Below are 17,504 nucleotides of genomic sequence, written 5' to 3'. Positions count from 1 at the left end.
TGGTCGCCGGGGCCGGGGTGCTGGGGGTCGCGGTGGGAAGCGTGGTGGCTGGGGCATGGCGGCGAGCGGGGCCGCCGGCCGCGGTCACGCCGCGGCCGGCTCCGGTCACCGACCCCGGCTGACCGATCAGCGGTTCCACTCGGTGGGGCGGCTGGTGCGGATCCAGCGGGCCGAGGTCGTCGAGACGGACTTCGTGTTCATCGTTCCTCCTGGTTGTCGGGGAATGGCACAGGCGGGTCACCCGATCGGGTCACGACATTGCGTGCCCGGCTGGTTACCGTGACCCACTCTGAGGGGGTGGTGACTGTGGGCCGCGCGGACCCACGCCACTGGCGACTATGGTCGCTGCCACGCGGCGTCGCCGCTTATGTCCTCGTCATCGTCGTGCTCGCGGCAACCGTCGTCGCCGTCACTGGTGCCCGAGCGTCGGTCACCGGGTGGGAGTGGGCATGGTTCGGCGCGCTGACCGTCGCCGCGATCGTGCATCTCGAAGCGGCACGGGCGATCGAGCGGATCCGCGAACTCGACGAGGGAACGCCGTACACGCATCTGCAAAGCGTGTGGTTCTTCGCGGCGATCCTGCTGCTCCCCGTGCCCTTGCAAGCCGCGTTGATCGCGATCTCGTTCAGCCACGAGTTCGTCCGGGTGTTCAGAGGCCGCGCGATCCTGCACCGCAAGGTCTTCTCCGCCGCGACCGTCATCCTCGCTGTCGCCGCCGCCACGCTTGTGCTCAACGCGTTCTACCCCGCCGCGCCCGGCCCCTTCGTCTCGGCCGCCGACGGGCTCACCGGCACCGTGTCCGTCGTCATCGCAGGGCTCGCTTACCGGCTGGTGAATTACACGCTCGTCATCGGGGCGATCCTGGCCGCCAACCCCGGCAAACCCGCGATGCGCGCGCTCGGGCATCTGTCCGACCAGTTGATCATCGCCGGAGCCGTCGGACTCGGTTACGCCGTCGCGGTGCTGGCGGTCCACCGTCCATGGGCCGTGCCGATCCTGCTGGCCACTGTGCTCGCTCTGCACCTCGGCCTGCTGCTCCCGCAGTTCCGCGCAGCGTCTCGCACCGACACCAAAACCGGGCTCGTCGACCCGGCCTGGTGGAACGACCTGGCTGAACAAGAACTGGAACGCGCCCGCCGTCTCGACGGCACGGTCGGCGTGCTCCTGCTCGACCTCGACCACTTCAAGCGGGTCAACGACAGATACGGCCACCTCGCCGGTGACGCCGTCCTGCGCGCCGTCGCCGATGCCGTCAAACACACCGTCCGTTCTTACGACCTCGTCGGCCGTTTCGGTGGCGAGGAGTTCGCGATCCTTCTCCCCGGCGTCGAGCACACCGAGGTCACCGCCACCGCTGACCGGATTCGCGCGGCGATTTCCGTGCTTTCCATCGACACCACTGACCGCACCGGCGCCCGCGTCACCGTCACCGGATTGACGGCGTCGATAGGCGCTGGGGCCTTTCCCGCCACCGCCACCGAACTCAGTCCGCTGTTGCTCACCGTCGATGACGCCCTTTATCGCGCGAAGAATGGCGGACGCGACCGTACTGTTCGCGCGACCGCGCTCGACGCCAGCGGAAGCAGGCAGTAAGCCCGGCAGCACTGCCCGTCCGGCGGGAGCGGCTGGATTGGATACGATTGGTCACGACTGCGGGGGAGGCAGCGTGGCGCAAGGACCTGAAGAGCCCATCCCGGGCGTGGACCTCGACCGCCCTAGCGTGGCGCGGGTTTACGACTGGTACCTCGGCGGCACGGCCAACTGGGCCATCGACCGCGAGTTCGGCAAGATGGCCCTGTCGGCCTTTCCGGCCGGGATGTACTGCGCCAGAGCGAACCGTGCCTTCCTGCACCGCGCGGTGCGGCATCTGGTCCGGCTGGGCGTCCGCCAGTTCGTCGACATCGGCTCCGGCGTCCCCACGATGGGCAACGTGCACCAGATCGCCGACGAGGTCGCGCCCGACTCCCGCGTCGTTTACATCGACCGCGAACCCGTCGCCGTCGCGCACTCCCGGATCCTGCTGGAGCGCCACGGCGACCCCGAACGCCACGCGGTGATCCAGGGCGATCTTCGCGAACCGGATGAACTGTGGCAATCCGTCGCGGACACCGGCGTCGTCGACCTCGACGAACCGCTGGCTCTGCTGGTCACCGCGGTCCTGCACATCGAGCAGCCCGGCCCGGACGGGCGCGACCTCGGGCCCAAGGCCATCGCACGGTACCGGGGGCTGCTGTCCTCGGGTTCGTACCTGGTTCTGTCCCAGATCACCCACGAGGGGCTGCCCGAGGACATCGCGAGCCAGCTGCACGCGGTCGTCGAGCTGTACGACACCAATGTCGGCAAGCACGTGCTGCGCTCGAACGCGGAAATCCACGCCCTGTTCGGAGACTTCGAGTTGCTGGACCCGGGCGTCACGTGGACCGCGGCCTGGCATCCGGAGGAAAGCGGAGACAACACGCCCGTCATCGACTTCGCGGATCCGAGCGAGGCGGCGATGCTGGCCGGAGTTGCGCGCAAGCCTTGATCTTTGCGGAAGCTGTTGTGGGGCAAGGGAATTTACTCACCGCCTCGCAGGGGCGAGACACAAGGGCTACAGCGAATACCCGGCCTGCTGACGGTTGCATCTCTTCGTCGGCAGGAAAATGTGCAACGTGGAACACTAGCCCTGCGTTGTCCACAGTGGACGAATAGTTTCGGTGTCGCTCACAAATGTGACCCGTGCATGAATTCCCATGCCGCATCGGCCCGCATGCGCGGCTGCTGGGACAGTACTCGGGCGCAGCCGGGACCGGGGGCCAGCACTCCGGTGCGGTGACGCCTCGTCACGATCCGGCGCGTAGTTCCGCCCGCAGCAGCATCGCGTTCCGGAAGATCCCGTCCGGCGGAGCGGTCGTCCCGCCGTCCGTCGTCACGTAGAGGGCTCGCCCCTCCTCGCCAGGCACCCAAGCGGCGCTCGACGGCCCGATCAAGAGTTCGTCGAACGGCTCTCCCGCGACATGCCGGACTTCGCTGCCGTGCCGCGGGATGAGCGGCACTCGGTCCAGCGTGTTGGCGCGATGCCTTGTGACGTAAGCGAACCCGGCTTGCTCGTCGAGGGCGAAGTCGTCGGCGTTGTCGATCGCGGCGACGAATTCCGCGCCGCCGGACGGGTCGAGCGTGCCGGGGTCGACCGGTACTCGCATGAAGACTTTCTGCGCCGTCGAGGTGTAGTAGAGGTATCCGGTTCGCGCGCTGTAGCGGACGCCGTTGACGCCTGGCTGGCGTGGCGGCGCGACCTCGGCGTCCGGGTCGTCGGCCATGGTGTCGTGGGCCAGCCAGACCCGGGCCTGCGCGCTGCGGGCGTCGGCATCGAGGTCGACGCGCCAGATGAGCCCGGCGAAGCAGTCGGCGACGGCCAGTACTCCAGAGCCGAGGAGGCAGCTGCCGTTGAGTGCGCGCACACGGTCGTCGAAGGTGAAGATGATCTCCGGGGACACCGGTTCTCCGGGCGTCCAGCCGTTGAGGTCGAGCCGCACCAGGTGTGATTCGTGGGTGGTGTAGCCCTCGGTCAGGCTGATCACGAAGACGTCCGACTGGACTTCGACGATTCCTGTCACGGGATGGTCGAAGCGGTGCACGAGAACGGGGCGGTGCGGCTCCGGCACGATCCACAGTTCCTGCTGCAGGAGGACGGTGACCAGCACGGATCCGTCGGCGCGGACGGCGAGGTTCTCCGGGAAGTACTTCTCCGGGAAGGACGCGACCGGGGTCAGCGTGACGTCGGGGACGGGGGTCATCGGCATGGCTGGGCCTCCGGTTTCTAAAAGAGGACGGACATCCGCTTTTCTTTCACGCTAGGCTGCGGAGGCGAGGAGTGTCAAGCCGAGGGAGCGGACGTTGCCGAGAGTGAGCCAGCAGTACAAGGACGACCAGCGCGGCGAGATCCTGGCGGCCGCGCGCCGCTGCTTCCTCCGCGACGGCTTCCACCGCACGTCGATGCAGGACGTTTTCGCCGAGGCGGGCAAGTCCGCGGGCGCGGTCTACCGGTACTTCCCGAAGAAGGACGACATGATCGTCGCCGTCGCCGCGCAGAATCTCGACGACGTCACCGGGGTCTTGCGCGCCGCCCTCGCCCGCGGCACCGGCGAGAACGGCGTCGGCGAGGTGATGGCGGAACTGCTGGAGGCCGTGACCGAGTTGCACCGCGACCGGCAGTTGGCGGGCATGGCGGTGCTGGTCTGGTCGGAAGCCCAGCGCAACCCGGAACTCGCCGACCGCCTCACCGCGGCGACGGTCGAGATGGGCGCCGAAGTGGCTGGCCTCGTGCACAGTCGGCAGGAGGCGGGGACGTGGACGGGCGCGTCGGCGGAGGCACTCGCGCAGGCGATTTTGGCGCTGCTGCCGGGGTTTCTCTTCAACCTGGCACTGTCCGGACCGGACGGCGTAGCCGGATTCCCCGACGCGGTCCGCACGCTTCTGCCGCAGTGAACCAGCCGACGAGGTTTGCCTCCGCCCGCGAGATCGAGTGAGATGCTCTGATGCTCATCCCGTCCGAAGCCACCCCAGTCCCCTGGCGCAACGGAGCCGGCACCACCCGGGAACTCGCCACCCACGCTGATCCCTCCTGCTGGCGGATCAGTCTCGCCGACCTTCTCGAAGACGCGCCATTCTCGGCCTTCCCCGGCATCGACCGGCTTTTCACGGCCCTCGGACCGCTCCGGCTGACGATCAACGGGACCGCGACAGACCTCGAGCGCGGCGACCAAATCCGGTTCGCCGGCGAGGACACCGTGTCGGTCACCCTCGATCAGCCGACCCAGGCCCTCAACGTGATGACCCGGCGCGGACTGTACCGAGCCGAGGTCGTCCTTCGCTCGCCGGACGCGGGCCGCACGGACGAAGCGGTCGCGACGGTCGATCTCGGAGAGCAAATCGCCGATGTTTTCCTCACGACGCTGGCATGATGCGGCCATGACGCACACCGCCCGGCGCATGTTCGAGCTTTTGGAGCCGATCTGCCTCGTCACGTTCTTCGCCGACGAGTGCAACGAGGAACTGGCCGCACTCGGCCACCGCACCTACTGGGACGGTTACTTCGCCAGCCGGGCCGCGCCGTTGGGACGGGTGCCGGCGGAGGTCGTGCACGCGGCTTTCTACAACTTCGCCGACGGTGAGGCCGCCCGGCACATCCCGAGCGCGTGGGAGACGATCCCGCCCGAAGCGTCCGTCGCCGCGCGGGAACGGGGCAGCGCGGCGTCGGTGCGCCGGATCTTCGGCGACGAACTGGCCGGTTCCCCGGGCTTGGTGCGTGCCGCCGACCTGACCGCCAAGGCCGCGACGAGCGCACCCACCGTCGGCCGGGTGATGTACGCCGGGATGCGCACCCTTCCGGTGCCGAACGACCCGGTCGCGCGGCTGTGGCATTCCGCGACCATGCTGCGCGAGCACCGCGGGGACGGGCACATCGCCGCACTGGTCGGCGCGCGTATCGGCGGGGCGGAGGCGCACATCTTGTCGGCGCTGGAGATGGACATCCATCCCCCGGAGTCGTTCGGGCGCGTTCACCACCTGCCGAAGAAGCGCCTGGCGGCGGTCATGGACGGTTTGCGCGAACGCGGGCTCGTCGATGCTGACGGTCACTTCACTGAGGCGGGGCGCGAGGTGAAGCAGGGCATCGAGGACTTGACCGATGAACTTGCTGCTGCGCCGTACGAAGCTCTGTCTGCTGCCGAACTCGATGAACTGGTCGCCGTGCTCGAACCGATCACCGCGAAGCTGGTGGCCGCCGGGTCGAAGTGACCAGCTGACGTAACGGGCCCGCACCTCGCCGTGGCTTCGGGGAATCCGAGTCACCACGAGCTGTCTCATGTCCATCGCCAAAGCCTTCGCCGCCACCACCCTGACGGCCGAACCCACGAGCGGCGATCTCGGCGAAGCGGCGCCAGCGGGCACGAAGAGCGTCAACGACTTCGTCATCGTTCAATCGCTGACCAACTTCGCAGCCATGACTGGTGCCGTTTCCGCGGCTTGGGGCGGCGTGTCACGTGACCTCAGTCGTGCCGAGCGGCCAGGCGGACGGCGTCCATGGCCGCGACCTCCTTGGGCGTCCGGCGTTGCGCGCCCACCCCGAGGAATCCGCCTTCCTGGTTCACTTCGGCGACGACGGTGGCGATCTCCACCAGGAACTCGCGGAAGTCCGGCAGCTCCGCCGGCGCGTTGCCGGCGACGATCGCCGCGGCCGAGCGGATCGTCTTTTCCGCATACGGCAGGTATTCGGCGTATTTGACGCCCGGCCGCAAGCCCGTGTCGAAGGCCGACGAGGCGGCGACCTCGCGGATGAACCGCCGCGGGTGTGCGACGCTGGCCTCGCGCAAGGTTTTCACCAGCGCGAACATCTCGTCCGAGTCGACCCCGCCGACGGAGAGCCCGACCAGGATTCCCGACGCCATCATCGCCCGCTGAAGGATCGCCCATTCCTCGGCGGTGAAGTCCTCCTCGCCCGCGCCGCCGCGGGCGCGTCCGTCGCGGACTACCTGCATGCCCACGCTGGCCACCAGGCCCGGGATGCTGCGCGCGACGTGCAGTTTTCGCGTCCGCGCCGGTTCCGGCAGATCGTCCCAGGCCGCCAGATCCGGGTCTCGCACCTCGCCGGAGGGCTGTTCGGTCCGCCACCGGTCGTGTTCCCGCTGGGCCAGCAGCAGGACCTCGTCGTCGGCGAACGCGACGGTGAGGTCGGGGTCGAAAGCGGGCACCATCACGCAGCCGACCAGCGCCAGATGCTCGCCCAGCTGCCGGGCTTGGGCGCGGGTGACCGCCTTGTGTTCCTCGGGGGCCTGGTCCCAGCGGGGCGGGACCCAGGCGTGGACGGTCCGCTGGGCGTGGCCGTCGACGTCGTGGATGGCTCGCGCGAGATCCTCGATCAGCTCGCCGCGGGTGTAGCGGCTCAGGTCGTCGATCAGCCGGTCCTGCGCCTCCAGCCGGGCCTTCATCCGGCGGCATTCGTGCAGGATCGCCTCGCCGTTGAGGAAGGTCTGCTCGGACCGGCGGTCGCCCGCTTGGCCCAGGACGCCCTGCCCGACCATGATCACGATCATGAAGACCAGCTGGACCAGCGTCGACAGGAAGGTCATGAACGCGAACGGGTACGGGTCCAGCGTCTGCACGCCCAGCGCGGCCAGGCCCATCCACACCACCTGCGTCCCGGCGGCCAGGTAGAACGCCCACATGCTGCCGAGCCGCTGGGTCAGCCAGGCCGCGATCCGGCCGTTGACGCTCACCGCCTGGTCGAGCGCCTGCGGCGGCCGCTGCACCCGGTGCTGCTGGATCCACGGATGCGGGCTCGACTCCAGCAGGCTCACGCCGCGGCTGAGCGTCCGGTCGTGCTGGTCGAGATGCCGCTGCAGGTCCGCGATCTGCTCGAAGACGGCCTCGGCGTTGTCGTAGGTCTGGATGGAACGCCGGTCGGCCGCGCCGCCCAGCACCCGCTGGCCGACCAGGATCACCAGGCACAGCACCAGCTGCACCACGTTGTCCAGGAACAGCAGGAACGCGAACGGATACGGGTCGGCCGCGCGCAGCGGGCCCCAGGTCGCCAGCGCCATCCACCCGGCGACGAGAGCGAGCACGACGTACAGCGCGGGCATCGACCCGATCGCGCGAGTCAGCGCGGCCGCGAACGCGCCGTTGAAGCCGACCTGCTCGTCCGCGGTCGTGGCCGGCCGCCGCGGCAACCGCGGCAGCCTCGGCATTCGGCGGCGGTTCACGTGATTCGTCCGGATTCGATGGCCGCACCGGCGTTCCAGCACGTTTTCGTTTGCTCCGTGGATCCGCGCCGCGTCACCGTCGAGCCCCTTTCCGCCTCTTGCCGGTCTCTGCGTCCCAGTATCCCGGCGCGGCCCGGGAGGGGTCCACGGCACCCGTGCTCGACCGTCCACTGAGGACTCGCCAGAGGCGCGCGCGGAGCGGAATCCGGCCGACCACCGGGAAAGAAACCGTTCTCCCGCCCATTCCGGGTAAGGACCGCCGACTCCGGGCCAGGCGGTGCTCCTTCCCCGGGGCCCGGCCATCCGGCAAGCTGGACCGGTGCCCATGGAATCAGCGATCGACGACGCCGCCAAGAAACAATTCGAATTCTTCGTCAACGAGCACCGCGAGGCGCTCCGGCACTGCCTCGACGGGCTCACCGAGGAGCAGGCCCGCCGGTCGCTCGTCCCGTCCCGGACGACGCTGCTCGGCCTGGTCAAACACGTGACCTTCGTGGAGAAAGTCTGGTTCGACGAAGCCGTCACCGGCCGCACCCGCGCCGAGATCGGGATCCCGGAGACGCCGGACGAATCGTTCGTCCTCACCGACGGCGACACCGTCGAATCCGTCCAGCGGGCGCACCGCGAAGCGTGCGAAAACGCCCGACAGGCCACCGCCTCGCTCGAACTGACCGACATCCTGCCCGGCAACCGGCGCGGCCCGCTGCCGCTGCGGTTCGTCTACCTGCACGTCCTGCGCGAACTGGCGCAGCACTGCGGGCACGCGGACATCCTCCGCGAGCAGATCCTCGCGCAGGACGCCGCGGCGCAGGACTGACGAGCGGCGAGCCGGTCCCCCATTCAGCCATCCCACCACTACCACCCGGACGAGTGAAGAATCTCCACCCATCCGTAGCCCGCCCGGCTGCGAATGCCTGGCATGACCTCTCGTCTGCGGATCCTTCCGGCGGCACTCTGCGGCGTCCTCGCCCTGGTCGCGGCGTTGGCCGCCGGACACCTCGCCGCGTCGTTCGGCAACGTCAACGCCTCGCCGTACCTCGCGGTCGGGAACGGGGCGATCGATCTGACGCCGCTGCCGGTGAAGGACTTCGCGGTGCGGACCTTCGGCACTTACGACAAAACGGTCCTGCTCGGCGGCATGGCGGCGGTATTGCTGGTCGTGTCCGCAGCGGCCGGGGTGTTGTCGCGGCGATCGCGTTGGCCGGGTCTGGCGATCATTGTCGCGTTTGGACTGATCGGCGGGGTCGCGGTGGCGGCACGGCCGGATCTGACCGCAGTCGCGTTGCTCGCTCCCCTGGCCAGCCTCATCGTCGGCGTAGCCGTTTTCCTTTTGCTGCACCGATTCGCGGCACAACAACAGACGACCGATTCCTCGCGACGGTCGTTCTTGCTCGGCAGCGTCGGTACCGTCGTCGGGGCCGGAGTTCTCGGCGGTGCTGGGCAAGTGATCAGCGGAACCCGCGATGCGACTGCGTCTCGGGCAGCGGTAGGCCCGCTCGTACCCGCGGTTTCGGCCCCGCCGATTCCCGCCGACGCGGACTTCGGCAAGCTCGGGACCCCGACGTTCCTCACGCCGAACCGCGACTTCTATCGCGTTGACACCGCGTTGTCAGTTCCACAGGTTCGCACTGAGGACTGGAGCCTGCGGATCCACGGAATGGTCGAGCGGGAAGTCCGGTACCGCTATCGCGATCTCCGCGACCGGCCGCTGGTCGAGCGCACGGTGACGATGACGTGTGTGTCCAATGAGGTCGGTGGCGACTATGTGTCCACTTCGAACTTCATCGGCGTCGATCTCGCTGACTTGCTGGCCGAAGCCGGAGTACGGCCAGGAGCAGAGCAGTTGTTCTGCTCCAGTGTGGACGGTTGGACGTCCGGCACGCCGGTCGCTGCCGCGCTGGATCGTTCGCGCGGGGCGATGCTGGCCATCGGGATGAACCGCGAGCCGTTGCCGTTGGAGCACGGTTTTCCGGCACGGCTGGTCACGCCCGGGCTGTACGGCTATGTCTCGGCGGTCAAATGGGTCGTGGACATCGAGGTCACCACGTGGAAGGCCCGGCAGGCGTACTGGCTCCGCCGCGGCTGGGACGAGCAGGCGCCGATCAAAACCGAATCGCGGATCGACACGCCCAAGGGCTTCGCGACCGTTCCCTCCGGCACGGTGCGGATCGCTGGCATCGCCTGGGCACAGCACACCGGGATCGCCAAGGTGGAGATCAAGGTGGACGGTGGGCCGTGGCAGCCGACGACGCTCTCCGCCGAGGTGAATCCGAATACCTGGCGGATGTGGTGGACCCAGATCTCGGTGAAGCCCGGAACGCATCAGGTTTTCGTGCGGGCGACCGACAAATCCGGCTACCCGCAGACCGAAGCCCGCGCCGGCACCGTGCCCGACGGGGCGACCGGATGGCATTCCACAACTTTTATCGCTTCCTGACCAATCCGGTTCCGAGCCGGCGTCGAATCCCTGCTGAACAGTCCACTGTGAACGGAGAATTGCCGTGAAGTCCCTTCGCCTCGCCGGTATCGGTGCCGCAGCCGCTCTCGCCCTGACCGCGTGCGGCAGCACTGACAACAACGCCTCGAGCGGAAGCAGTCCGTCGGCGATGCCGTCGTCGGCGCCGATGTCCAGCAGCAGCTCCGGCGTCACCACCAACGACCAGGTCTTCGGCCCCGCCTGTTCCCAGCTCCCGCAGGGCAGCGCGCCGGGCTCGCTCGACTCGATGGGCCCGCAGCCGGTCGCGTCCGCCGCCTCGACGAACCCGCTGCTCACCAAGCTGGTCGCGGCGGTCAAGGCCACCAACCTGGTCGACACGCTCAACAGCCAGCAGGCCATCACCGTCTTCGCTCCGGCCGACCCGGCGTTCACCGCACTCGGCGACGCGAAGTTCAAGGAGCTGGCAGCCAACCCGAACCAGCTCGCGCCGATCCTGCAGTACCACGTCGTCGGAAAGCGTTACGACGCCAAGGGCCTCGAACAAGCCGGCACCTTGACCTCGCTGAACGCGGCGGGCGGGCCGCTGAAGATCGAGGGTTCCGGCGAGAACATGACGGTCAACGGCGCGAAGATCCTGTGCGGGAACATCCCGACCAAGAACGCGACCGTCTTCGTCATCGACAAGGTGCTCACCCCGGGCACCAATAAAAACTGAGCCACCGGGCCCGGCGCGCATTCCCGCGCCGGGCCCGGTTTCCAGTCAGCTGAGCGAAGAAGCCACGTGCAGATCGATGTTCTTGGTCTCCGGAGCCATGAACGCGCTCACGATCGCGCCGAGAGCAGCGATACCGGCGGCGATGTACATCGTGGCCGACAGACCGAGATTGGTCAGCGCCCACGGCGTCGCGAACGTGCCGACCGCCGCGCCGATCCGGCTGATCCCGGTGCACAGGCCCACCGCCGACGCGCGGACCTCGGTCGGGAACAGTTCGTTCGGGTAGATCCATTCCAAAATGGACGGACCGCCGTTGAACACCGCGTACACCGCGAAAGCCAGGGCGATCAGCCACAGCGCGGCACCCGGTTGCAGGCCCAGGTAGAACAGCCCGGCCGCGGAAATCGCGAAGCCCCAGATGAGCACGGGACGACGACCGAGCCGGTCGACCAGCAGCAGCGCGGCGATGTTTCCGACGAAGAAGAAGAAATTGATCAGGCCGTAGCCGAGGTGCGACAGGTTGCCGCCGCCGAGGTTGAACAGTTCGAGAATCTGCGGACCGAACGCGTAGATCGCGAACAACGGGACGACCGTGCACGTCCAGAAGATCGAGATGAACACGACTCGCTTGAGATACCCGCGCCGCCACAACGCGGACACCGGCGTTTTGGTCTCGGCTTCCGGCAGATCGTCCAGCGTCGCGTGCTCGCCGATCGTCGTGCGCAACACTTCCAGCGCTTCGGCGTCGCGGCCCTTGCTGTGCAGCCAGCGCGGCGATTCCGGGATGCTGGTGCGGGCGATCACGATCAGCAGCGCGGGCACCGCCGACGACAGCAGCATCCACTTCCAGCCCTGGTCCACATTCAGCAGGAAGAACCCGACGAACGCGGCGACCGTCGCGCCGACGAACCACATCGCGTTCAGCCCGCCGACCAGCCGGGCCCGCCACGCCTTCGGCGCGAATTCGGTGACCAGCGCGGTCGCGATGGGGTAGTCCGCGCCCACCGCGACGCCGATCAGCAGCCGCAGCACGAACAACTGCGCGGCGTCGGCGACGAAGAACTGCAGCACCGAGCAGACGATGATCGCGATCAGGTCGATCGTGTACATCAGTTTCCGGCCGATGCGGTCGGTGAGCGGCCCGAACACCGCTCCCCCGATGAACACGCCGACCAGCGCGGACGCGCCGATCAGGCCGGACCACAGCGAGTCCATCTGCCACTGCGGGCCGATCTGCACCAGCGCGATGCCGATGATGCTGAGGATGTAGCCGTCCAGGAACGGCCCGCCGGACGAGTACAGCGCCAACTTGCGGTGAAACCCGTTGAGCCGGGCCGAATCCAGGGTCGCCCGGACAGCAGGGCCTGTTGTGTCCGGTGCGCGGTCAGTCTTCATGTCGGTTGGTCTCCTCGCTGCCGACCGCCGCCACAGCGTCGATCTCGATGCGTTTCGTCCCCCGGAATCCGGCGACCTGGACCGTGGTCCGCGGCGGCAGGTCGATGCCGGCGAAACGGTCGAGGTAAGCCTGGTGGTAGACGTCGAACTCGCCGAGATCGGCGAGGAACACCGTCAGTTTGAGCAGCGTGCGCAGGCTCCCTCCCGCGGCCCGCAAGGTGTCCTCGAGGTTGTCGAGGGCGACCCGCACTTGCTCGTCGATTTCTTCCGGGACGCTGCCGTCCCGCCGTGCCGGAACCTGCCCGCACGCCCAGATCACTCCGCCGAACACGGCGGCACCGGCGTAGGGACGCGGTCCGTGTGGATGCGCTACCAGCTCGCGCGACTCTGTCATCGGCCCTCCCGGTGGTCCGGAATCAGGAACCCGCGCGCGATCGAGTACGCGAGTGTCCACAGTGGAGTTTTCACCGATACGCCATGGGCGACCGCCTCGCGATACCGCTTCTTTCGTGCTGCCGCAGTGGAAATCACTTCGCTGGCAGGGATCTCCGACAGCGGACGGATCACCAATCCCGCGACCGGCGGACGTGGCTCGGCTACAGCGGGAAGCCTCAGCAGATCTCCGTCAGGAGTGACAACCGTGCGCTCTCCACCGTCCGAAAGGGACAGTATCCGGCCAGCCCGTTCAGCGATGTCCACAGCGGCCCAATCGAGCACTGGTGCTCCCGCCATGCCAGGGACGGCCAACGTGCCCACCACGGCCGCCGTTTCGCACGCCGGTACGAACGCCTGCAACGGACCGCGTGCGGCCGGATCGTGCGCCACGGCGTAACCGTCGCAATGTTCGAGTCGCAAGCCGACCCGTCCAGCCGGGACGCGGGCCGTCTCGATAGCCAAGGCGTCGAGCCCGACACCCTCGTGGACCTCAGCGGACGCGATGATCTCGGCCAAGTACTCCGACTCGCCGCTGCTCAGCCCCGAAGCCCGCAACGCACGCAGCGCGACCTCGTGGATCTCCCGCACGGAAACCCGGGTACGCACGGTTTCGGCGGCCGAAACACGCTGGGCCCGCGCCGCGGTCATTGCCCGGCTCCGGGGAACACCGTGTCGAACAGCCGGAGCCAGTTGCCGCCCAGCACCTGCGCCACCACGGCCTCCGAAAGGCCCACTTCCAGCAGTCCTTCGGTGAGGACCGGGAAATCGGCCGGTCCACCGAACCAGTTCGGCCACACCGGCCACTGCGGTTCCACCGGCACCGCGGACGCGGGCCGCCACCGGCCGTTGCGCAGCCACGCGACGTAGTCCTGCGACCAGTTGCGCGTGCAGTCGCTGCCGAGCGCGACGTGGTCCGGCCCGATCCGCTCGACCAGTCCCGCGACCATCTCGCAGAACTGCCGCCGCGTCGTCTTCTCGCCGCCGATCACGTTGGGGTACAAGCAACAGCCCAGCACTCCGCCGCGCGCGGCGAGGGCGTCGATGACGTCGTCCGGCTTGTTGCGCGGCGAATCGGCGAACGACAGCGGGTTCGCGTGCGTGATCGCGACCGGCCCGGCCGACGCGTCGATCGCGTCGCGGCTGGTGCGGTTCCCGACGTGCGACAGGTCGACCAGCATTCCGACGCGGTTCATTTCCGCGACGATGAACCGGCCGTACGCGGTGAGCCCGGAATCGTGCTCGTCGTAGCAGGCACCACCGACGAGGTTCTGGATGTTGTAGGTGAGCTGCGCGATGCGGACGCCGAGCCGGTGGAACACCTCGACCATCCGGTAGTCGTCCCCGAACGGCGAGGTGTTCTGGAAGCCGAGCAGCACCGCGAGCCGACCGTCGCGCTTCGCCTTCCGGATGTCGTCGGCGTTCTCGGCGAGGACGACCAGATCGGCGTTGTCCCGCGCGAGTTCGTACCAGTCCGCGACCGCGCGCAGCGTTTCCTGCGGGCCTTCCCAGACCGCACACGTCGCGTTGACGCCGGTGACGCCGCCCGCTTTCAGTTCCTCCAGGACCTTGCGGTCCCAGTTGTTGATCTGCAGTCCGTCGACGACAGTGAGGTCGCCGTGCTCCAGGGGGTCCACTCAGGACTCCTTTCCGGGCTTGCGGGTGAACAGCCAGTCGTCGTCCACACCGGACTCGACGTCGCTCGCCCGGGGCGCGCCCGAGAACAGCGTGACGCGCAACCAGTCGGTCGACTGCGGGCTGTAGTTCTCCATGCCGTAGAGGGCCAGCTGGAACCGCTGCAGGTGCAGCGGAAGGAAATCGTCGGCGAGCAGGTTCGCCCGGACCTCGCCGTAGCGCAGCCCGGCGACGGACTGCACGCGCGCGACAATGCCGCGGTGCCAGGGGAATTCCAGCAGGAACTCCGCCACCGAACGGTCGGCGTCGGCTGCCGCCAGGTCGTGCCGGAGGGGGTGCACGGCGCGGGCGATGTCGATCGGGTGCTCCATCGATTCGCCGGGATCCTGACCGCGTTTGCCGCGCCGCGGTTCTTCGTTGTCCTCCGCGGAGAACCAGAACCGCGCCTGTTCGTTCGGGTCGGTGAAATCGAATTCGCGGGTCCAGGTGTACCGGTCGGCCACGAGGTCGCGGAGTTGTCCGCAGCTCTGGGCGATCTCGACTCGCCGACGTTGGTCGCAGGTCAGCAGGTGCTCGATCTCGGAGTCGAGCGAATCGTCCAGTTCGACCAGGACGGTGTGCAGCACTGCCTGTGCTTCGGCACCGAACTCCGCTGCCCGGTCGTCGAGGTCCCGCCAGAGGAAGCCGCCGGTCGGGAATTCGTTGAGCAGAGAGGCGATTCCGTCGAGCCGTTCGGCCAGCTCAGGGCCGGTCAGGTAGGGCGCGGTCGTCAGGGTGTCGCGTTCGCGGAAGTACCGGCGGGCGCGGTCGAGCAGTTCGCTCGCCCGCCGTACGGAACCAGTATCGGCTTCCGCGTCAAGAGCCCGAGCCAGCGGGAGTTCCCGTGCCGAGCACCAGGCGTCGAGGATGTGCGGATGGTTCACCACGAACGGGACCATGCCGAGTCCGGTCGCGTTGCCCAGGCCGAGGTACCGTCGCCATTCCCCGGAAAGCTTTGCCGCAGAGGGATTTCGCCGCACCGCGCAGTGCTCGACCAGGTCATAGCTGAACTCGCGCAGCAGCCACGCGGCCAGCATCTGCGCGCGGTACGGCACCTGCAGCGGCGGGACTTCGGCAACCCGATCGAAGTCGGCGAGACCGAACTTTCCGTTGCTGTAGAAAGCGGTGCTGCGCAGGATGTAGCACGCGTCGCCCATCGTGGCGCAATCTGGCTGCTCACCAGCAGACAGCTGAGCTGCCACGTAGTCGAAGAACCGCTCGCTCCGGTTGGCGCGGGTCCACACCAGTGTCGCGGCGTCAGCCCGGCCAGCCTCCTGCCGTGGTACTTCACGACGCAGCTCTGCCATCCGCTCGTCCGGAACTGGACCTTCCACCAAAGCAGCCGTGACATCCCACCGCTTCGCGATCACGCGGTCAGTGCGCTCGTTTTCCTGCAGCACAGTGGAAAACACCGTGAAGTGCAGCAGCGTGCCGTCGGCGTCAATCCGGTAGACCGCTTCGCCGTGACCGTTCTCGTCGAACTCCCAGCGAACGGTGGAGACCGTCCAGCGCTCGCGAGCCGCCTGGCGGAGGAACGACCGTGCGAAGCTGTGCCGGGTGTAGCGGGCGGCACCCAGTTCCGCCGGGGCGAGCGCCGTGTCCGCCGGCCGGGTCACGATCGGTCCCGGGGCGCGGACGTCCGCAGGTACGCGGTTTTGGTCCAGGTGAAGAACTCCGCGGCGGATTCGCCGTTCTGCTCGCGGGGCGCGGGGAACGACGAGTCCTTGAGCCCGCCGAACGGAGCGTGCACCTCGGACCCGGTGTTCGGCGCGTTGACCTTCACGATGCCCGCGTCCAGATCGCGCAGGCACTGCCGCACCGCGCGCTCGTCGTCGGTGAACACCGCCGCGGTGAGCCCGAACCGGGTGCCGTTCGCGAGCCGGATCGCCTCGTCCAGGTCGGCGGCGCGCAGCACGGTGGCGACCGGGCCGAAGACCTCCTCCTGGCTGATCGTCAGTTCCGGCGTCCCGGCCAGCAGCGTCGGCGCGACGAACGCACCACCCTGCGGGCAGTCCGCGCGGGCCAGCACAGTCGCGCCCTCGTCCACCGCTTGCTGGATCGCGCCCTCGACCTCTTCCGCCGCACGCGCGGACACCAACGGTCCGATCTCGACTCCCGGTGTCGTCCCCGGCCCGACGACAAGACCCTTGACCCGCGCGGACAGCTCAGCGACCAACCGGTCATAGGCGTCCCCGACCGCGATGATCCGGCGAGCGGCCGTGCACTTCTGCCCGGTGCCGCTCATCGACGCGGTGACCAGCGCCGCTGCCGCCTGAGCCGGGTCGGCGTCCGGCAGGACGATCGCCGCGCTGTGCCCGCCGAGTTCAAGCTGCACCTTCGCCCCGCGCGGCACGACCGCGGCCTGGATCGCCCGGCCGACCGGAACCGACCCGGTGAAGGTCACGCCGGACAGCTCCGGTCGTTCCACCAGCTCCGCGCCGAGCGAACCGGGCGCGAGCAGCAGGTTAAGCACGCCGTCGGGTACCCCGGCCTCGACGAGAATCTCGGCGAACGCCACTGCCAGCGCGACGGTGTCGCTGGCCGGCTTCCACACCACGGCGTTGCCCCACAGCAGCGCGGGCGCCAGCTTCCACGCCGGGATCTGCACCGGGAAGTTCCACGGCGTGATCACGCCGACGACACCGAGCGGACGGCGCACGGTCCGCACGACCTCGTCCGGGTTGCCGGACGGGTAGAGCACGCCGTCGGCACTGCGGGCCCGGCCTGCGTGATAGTGCAGCGTCTCGACCGAAGCGGCCACCTCGCCCCGCGACTCCGCCAGCGTCTTGCCCTGCTCGCGGGTCATCAACGCGGCCACCGATTCGGCGCGCTGGGCGAGCAGTTCCGCGGCCCGCCGCAGCACGAGACCGCGCGCGATGGTGCCCTGGCGGTCCCACTCGGGCTGCGCCGCGACGGCCGCGCGCACCGCCTCGTCGAGCAGCTGCGGACCGGCCGTGCGGTACTCGGCCACGATGCGCGCGGGATCCGCCGGGTCGACACTCTGCGCGACCGGTCCGTCGCCGGGAACCCACCGTCCCGCTACGAAGTGCTGCAACGACAATGCGTGATCCACGGGTGCTCCTCGACGTTCGCGACGGTGCTTGTCTCC

16 protein-coding genes are annotated in these 17,504 nt (G+C 68.7%); 8 read left to right on the top strand and 8 right to left on the bottom strand.

Going from position 1 to position 17,504, the window contains the following annotated elements:
• Window positions 1–297: 297 nt before the first annotated feature.
• On the top strand, window positions 298–1,593 hold the full coding sequence (locus tag D0D37_RS17505; RefSeq protein ID WP_244223551.1) for a GGDEF domain-containing protein: 1,296 nt from the start codon (window positions 298–300) through the stop codon (window positions 1,591–1,593).
• A gap of 73 nt (window positions 1,594–1,666) precedes the next feature.
• A complete protein-coding gene (locus D0D37_RS17500) occupies window positions 1,667–2,524 on the top strand; it encodes an SAM-dependent methyltransferase (protein WP_425266949.1) in 858 nt (285 codons plus the stop codon).
• A 298-nt stretch (window positions 2,525–2,822) separates the two neighbouring features.
• Here D0D37_RS17500 and D0D37_RS17495 read toward each other — a convergent pair whose 3' ends face one another.
• Window positions 2,823–3,782 (bottom strand): SMP-30/gluconolactonase/LRE family protein, encoded by a 960-nt coding sequence (locus tag D0D37_RS17495; RefSeq protein ID WP_116201613.1) that lies wholly within the window; start codon window positions 3,780–3,782, stop codon window positions 2,823–2,825.
• A 103-nt stretch (window positions 3,783–3,885) separates the two neighbouring features.
• On the opposite strand from D0D37_RS17495, the gene D0D37_RS17490 reads away from it, so the two are divergent.
• Genes D0D37_RS17490 through D0D37_RS17480 form a run of 3 tightly spaced genes read left to right on the top strand, consistent with a single transcriptional unit; the run spans window position 3,886 to window position 5,778 of the window.
• Window positions 3,886–4,467 (top strand): TetR/AcrR family transcriptional regulator, encoded by a 582-nt coding sequence (locus tag D0D37_RS17490; protein ID WP_244223553.1) that lies wholly within the window; start codon window positions 3,886–3,888, stop codon window positions 4,465–4,467.
• Between the two features lie 50 nt (window positions 4,468–4,517).
• On the top strand, window positions 4,518–4,943 hold the full coding sequence (locus tag D0D37_RS17485) for a HutD/Ves family protein (RefSeq protein WP_116201611.1): 426 nt from the start codon (window positions 4,518–4,520) through the stop codon (window positions 4,941–4,943).
• A 7-nt stretch (window positions 4,944–4,950) separates the two neighbouring features.
• Window positions 4,951–5,778 (top strand): SCO6745 family protein, encoded by an 828-nt coding sequence (locus D0D37_RS17480; RefSeq protein ID WP_116201610.1) that lies wholly within the window; start codon window positions 4,951–4,953, stop codon window positions 5,776–5,778.
• 251 nt (window positions 5,779–6,029) lie between these two features.
• Here the strand turns inward: D0D37_RS17480 and D0D37_RS17475 are convergent, their stop codons facing one another.
• Window positions 6,030–7,727 (bottom strand): DUF1003 domain-containing protein, encoded by a 1,698-nt coding sequence (locus D0D37_RS17475; RefSeq protein WP_162834283.1) that lies wholly within the window; start codon window positions 7,725–7,727, stop codon window positions 6,030–6,032.
• A gap of 340 nt (window positions 7,728–8,067) precedes the next feature.
• On the opposite strand from D0D37_RS17475, the gene D0D37_RS17470 reads away from it, so the two are divergent.
• The 3 genes from D0D37_RS17470 to D0D37_RS17460 all read left to right on the top strand — a co-directional run bounded on the left by D0D37_RS17470 (window position 8,068) and on the right by D0D37_RS17460 (window position 10,894).
• On the top strand, window positions 8,068–8,559 hold the full coding sequence (locus D0D37_RS17470; protein ID WP_116201608.1) for a DinB family protein: 492 nt from the start codon (window positions 8,068–8,070) through the stop codon (window positions 8,557–8,559).
• Between the two features lie 102 nt (window positions 8,560–8,661).
• Window positions 8,662–10,179, top strand: coding sequence for a molybdopterin-dependent oxidoreductase (locus tag D0D37_RS17465; protein WP_116201607.1), 1,518 nt, complete (start codon window positions 8,662–8,664; stop codon window positions 10,177–10,179).
• Window positions 10,180–10,243: 64 nt separating this feature from the next.
• On the top strand, window positions 10,244–10,894 hold the full coding sequence (locus tag D0D37_RS17460; RefSeq protein ID WP_116201606.1) for a fasciclin domain-containing protein: 651 nt from the start codon (window positions 10,244–10,246) through the stop codon (window positions 10,892–10,894).
• Window positions 10,895–10,939: 45 nt separating this feature from the next.
• Here D0D37_RS17460 and D0D37_RS17455 read toward each other — a convergent pair whose 3' ends face one another.
• Genes D0D37_RS17455 through D0D37_RS17430 form a run of 6 tightly spaced genes read right to left on the bottom strand, consistent with a single transcriptional unit; the run spans window position 10,940 to window position 17,468 of the window.
• A complete protein-coding gene (locus D0D37_RS17455) occupies window positions 10,940–12,289 on the bottom strand; it encodes an MFS transporter (RefSeq protein ID WP_116201605.1) in 1,350 nt (449 codons plus the stop codon).
• A complete protein-coding gene (locus tag D0D37_RS17450) occupies window positions 12,279–12,683 on the bottom strand; it encodes a RidA family protein (RefSeq protein ID WP_116201604.1) in 405 nt (134 codons plus the stop codon). Before D0D37_RS17450 ends, D0D37_RS17455 begins: the two co-directional genes overlap by 11 nt.
• The gene (locus D0D37_RS17445) at window positions 12,680–13,372 is read right to left on the bottom strand and encodes a hypothetical protein (RefSeq protein ID WP_116201603.1); all 693 of its coding nucleotides are present in this window, start codon (window positions 13,370–13,372) and stop codon (window positions 12,680–12,682) included. The genes D0D37_RS17450 and D0D37_RS17445 overlap by 4 nt, the downstream gene beginning before the upstream one ends.
• Entirely contained in the window at window positions 13,369–14,358 is a 990-nt protein-coding gene (locus D0D37_RS17440; RefSeq protein ID WP_116201602.1) for a membrane dipeptidase, read from the bottom strand. Before D0D37_RS17440 ends, D0D37_RS17445 begins: the two co-directional genes overlap by 4 nt.
• A complete protein-coding gene (locus tag D0D37_RS17435) occupies window positions 14,359–16,011 on the bottom strand; it encodes a hypothetical protein (RefSeq protein ID WP_116201601.1) in 1,653 nt (550 codons plus the stop codon).
• Window positions 16,008–17,468: an aldehyde dehydrogenase family protein gene (locus D0D37_RS17430; RefSeq protein WP_116201600.1), complete on the bottom strand. Its 1,461-nt coding sequence runs from the start codon at window positions 17,466–17,468 to the stop codon at window positions 16,008–16,010. The genes D0D37_RS17435 and D0D37_RS17430 overlap by 4 nt, the downstream gene beginning before the upstream one ends.
• Between the last annotated feature and the right edge of the window lie 36 nt (window positions 17,469–17,504).

It is taken from the genome of Amycolatopsis circi (assembly GCF_003385235.1).
Taxonomy (GTDB): Bacteria; Actinomycetota; Actinomycetes; order Mycobacteriales; family Pseudonocardiaceae; genus Amycolatopsis; species Amycolatopsis circi.
The sequence above is the reverse complement of the archived record's forward strand: the minus strand, read 5'-3'. Positions and strand labels throughout refer to the sequence as shown.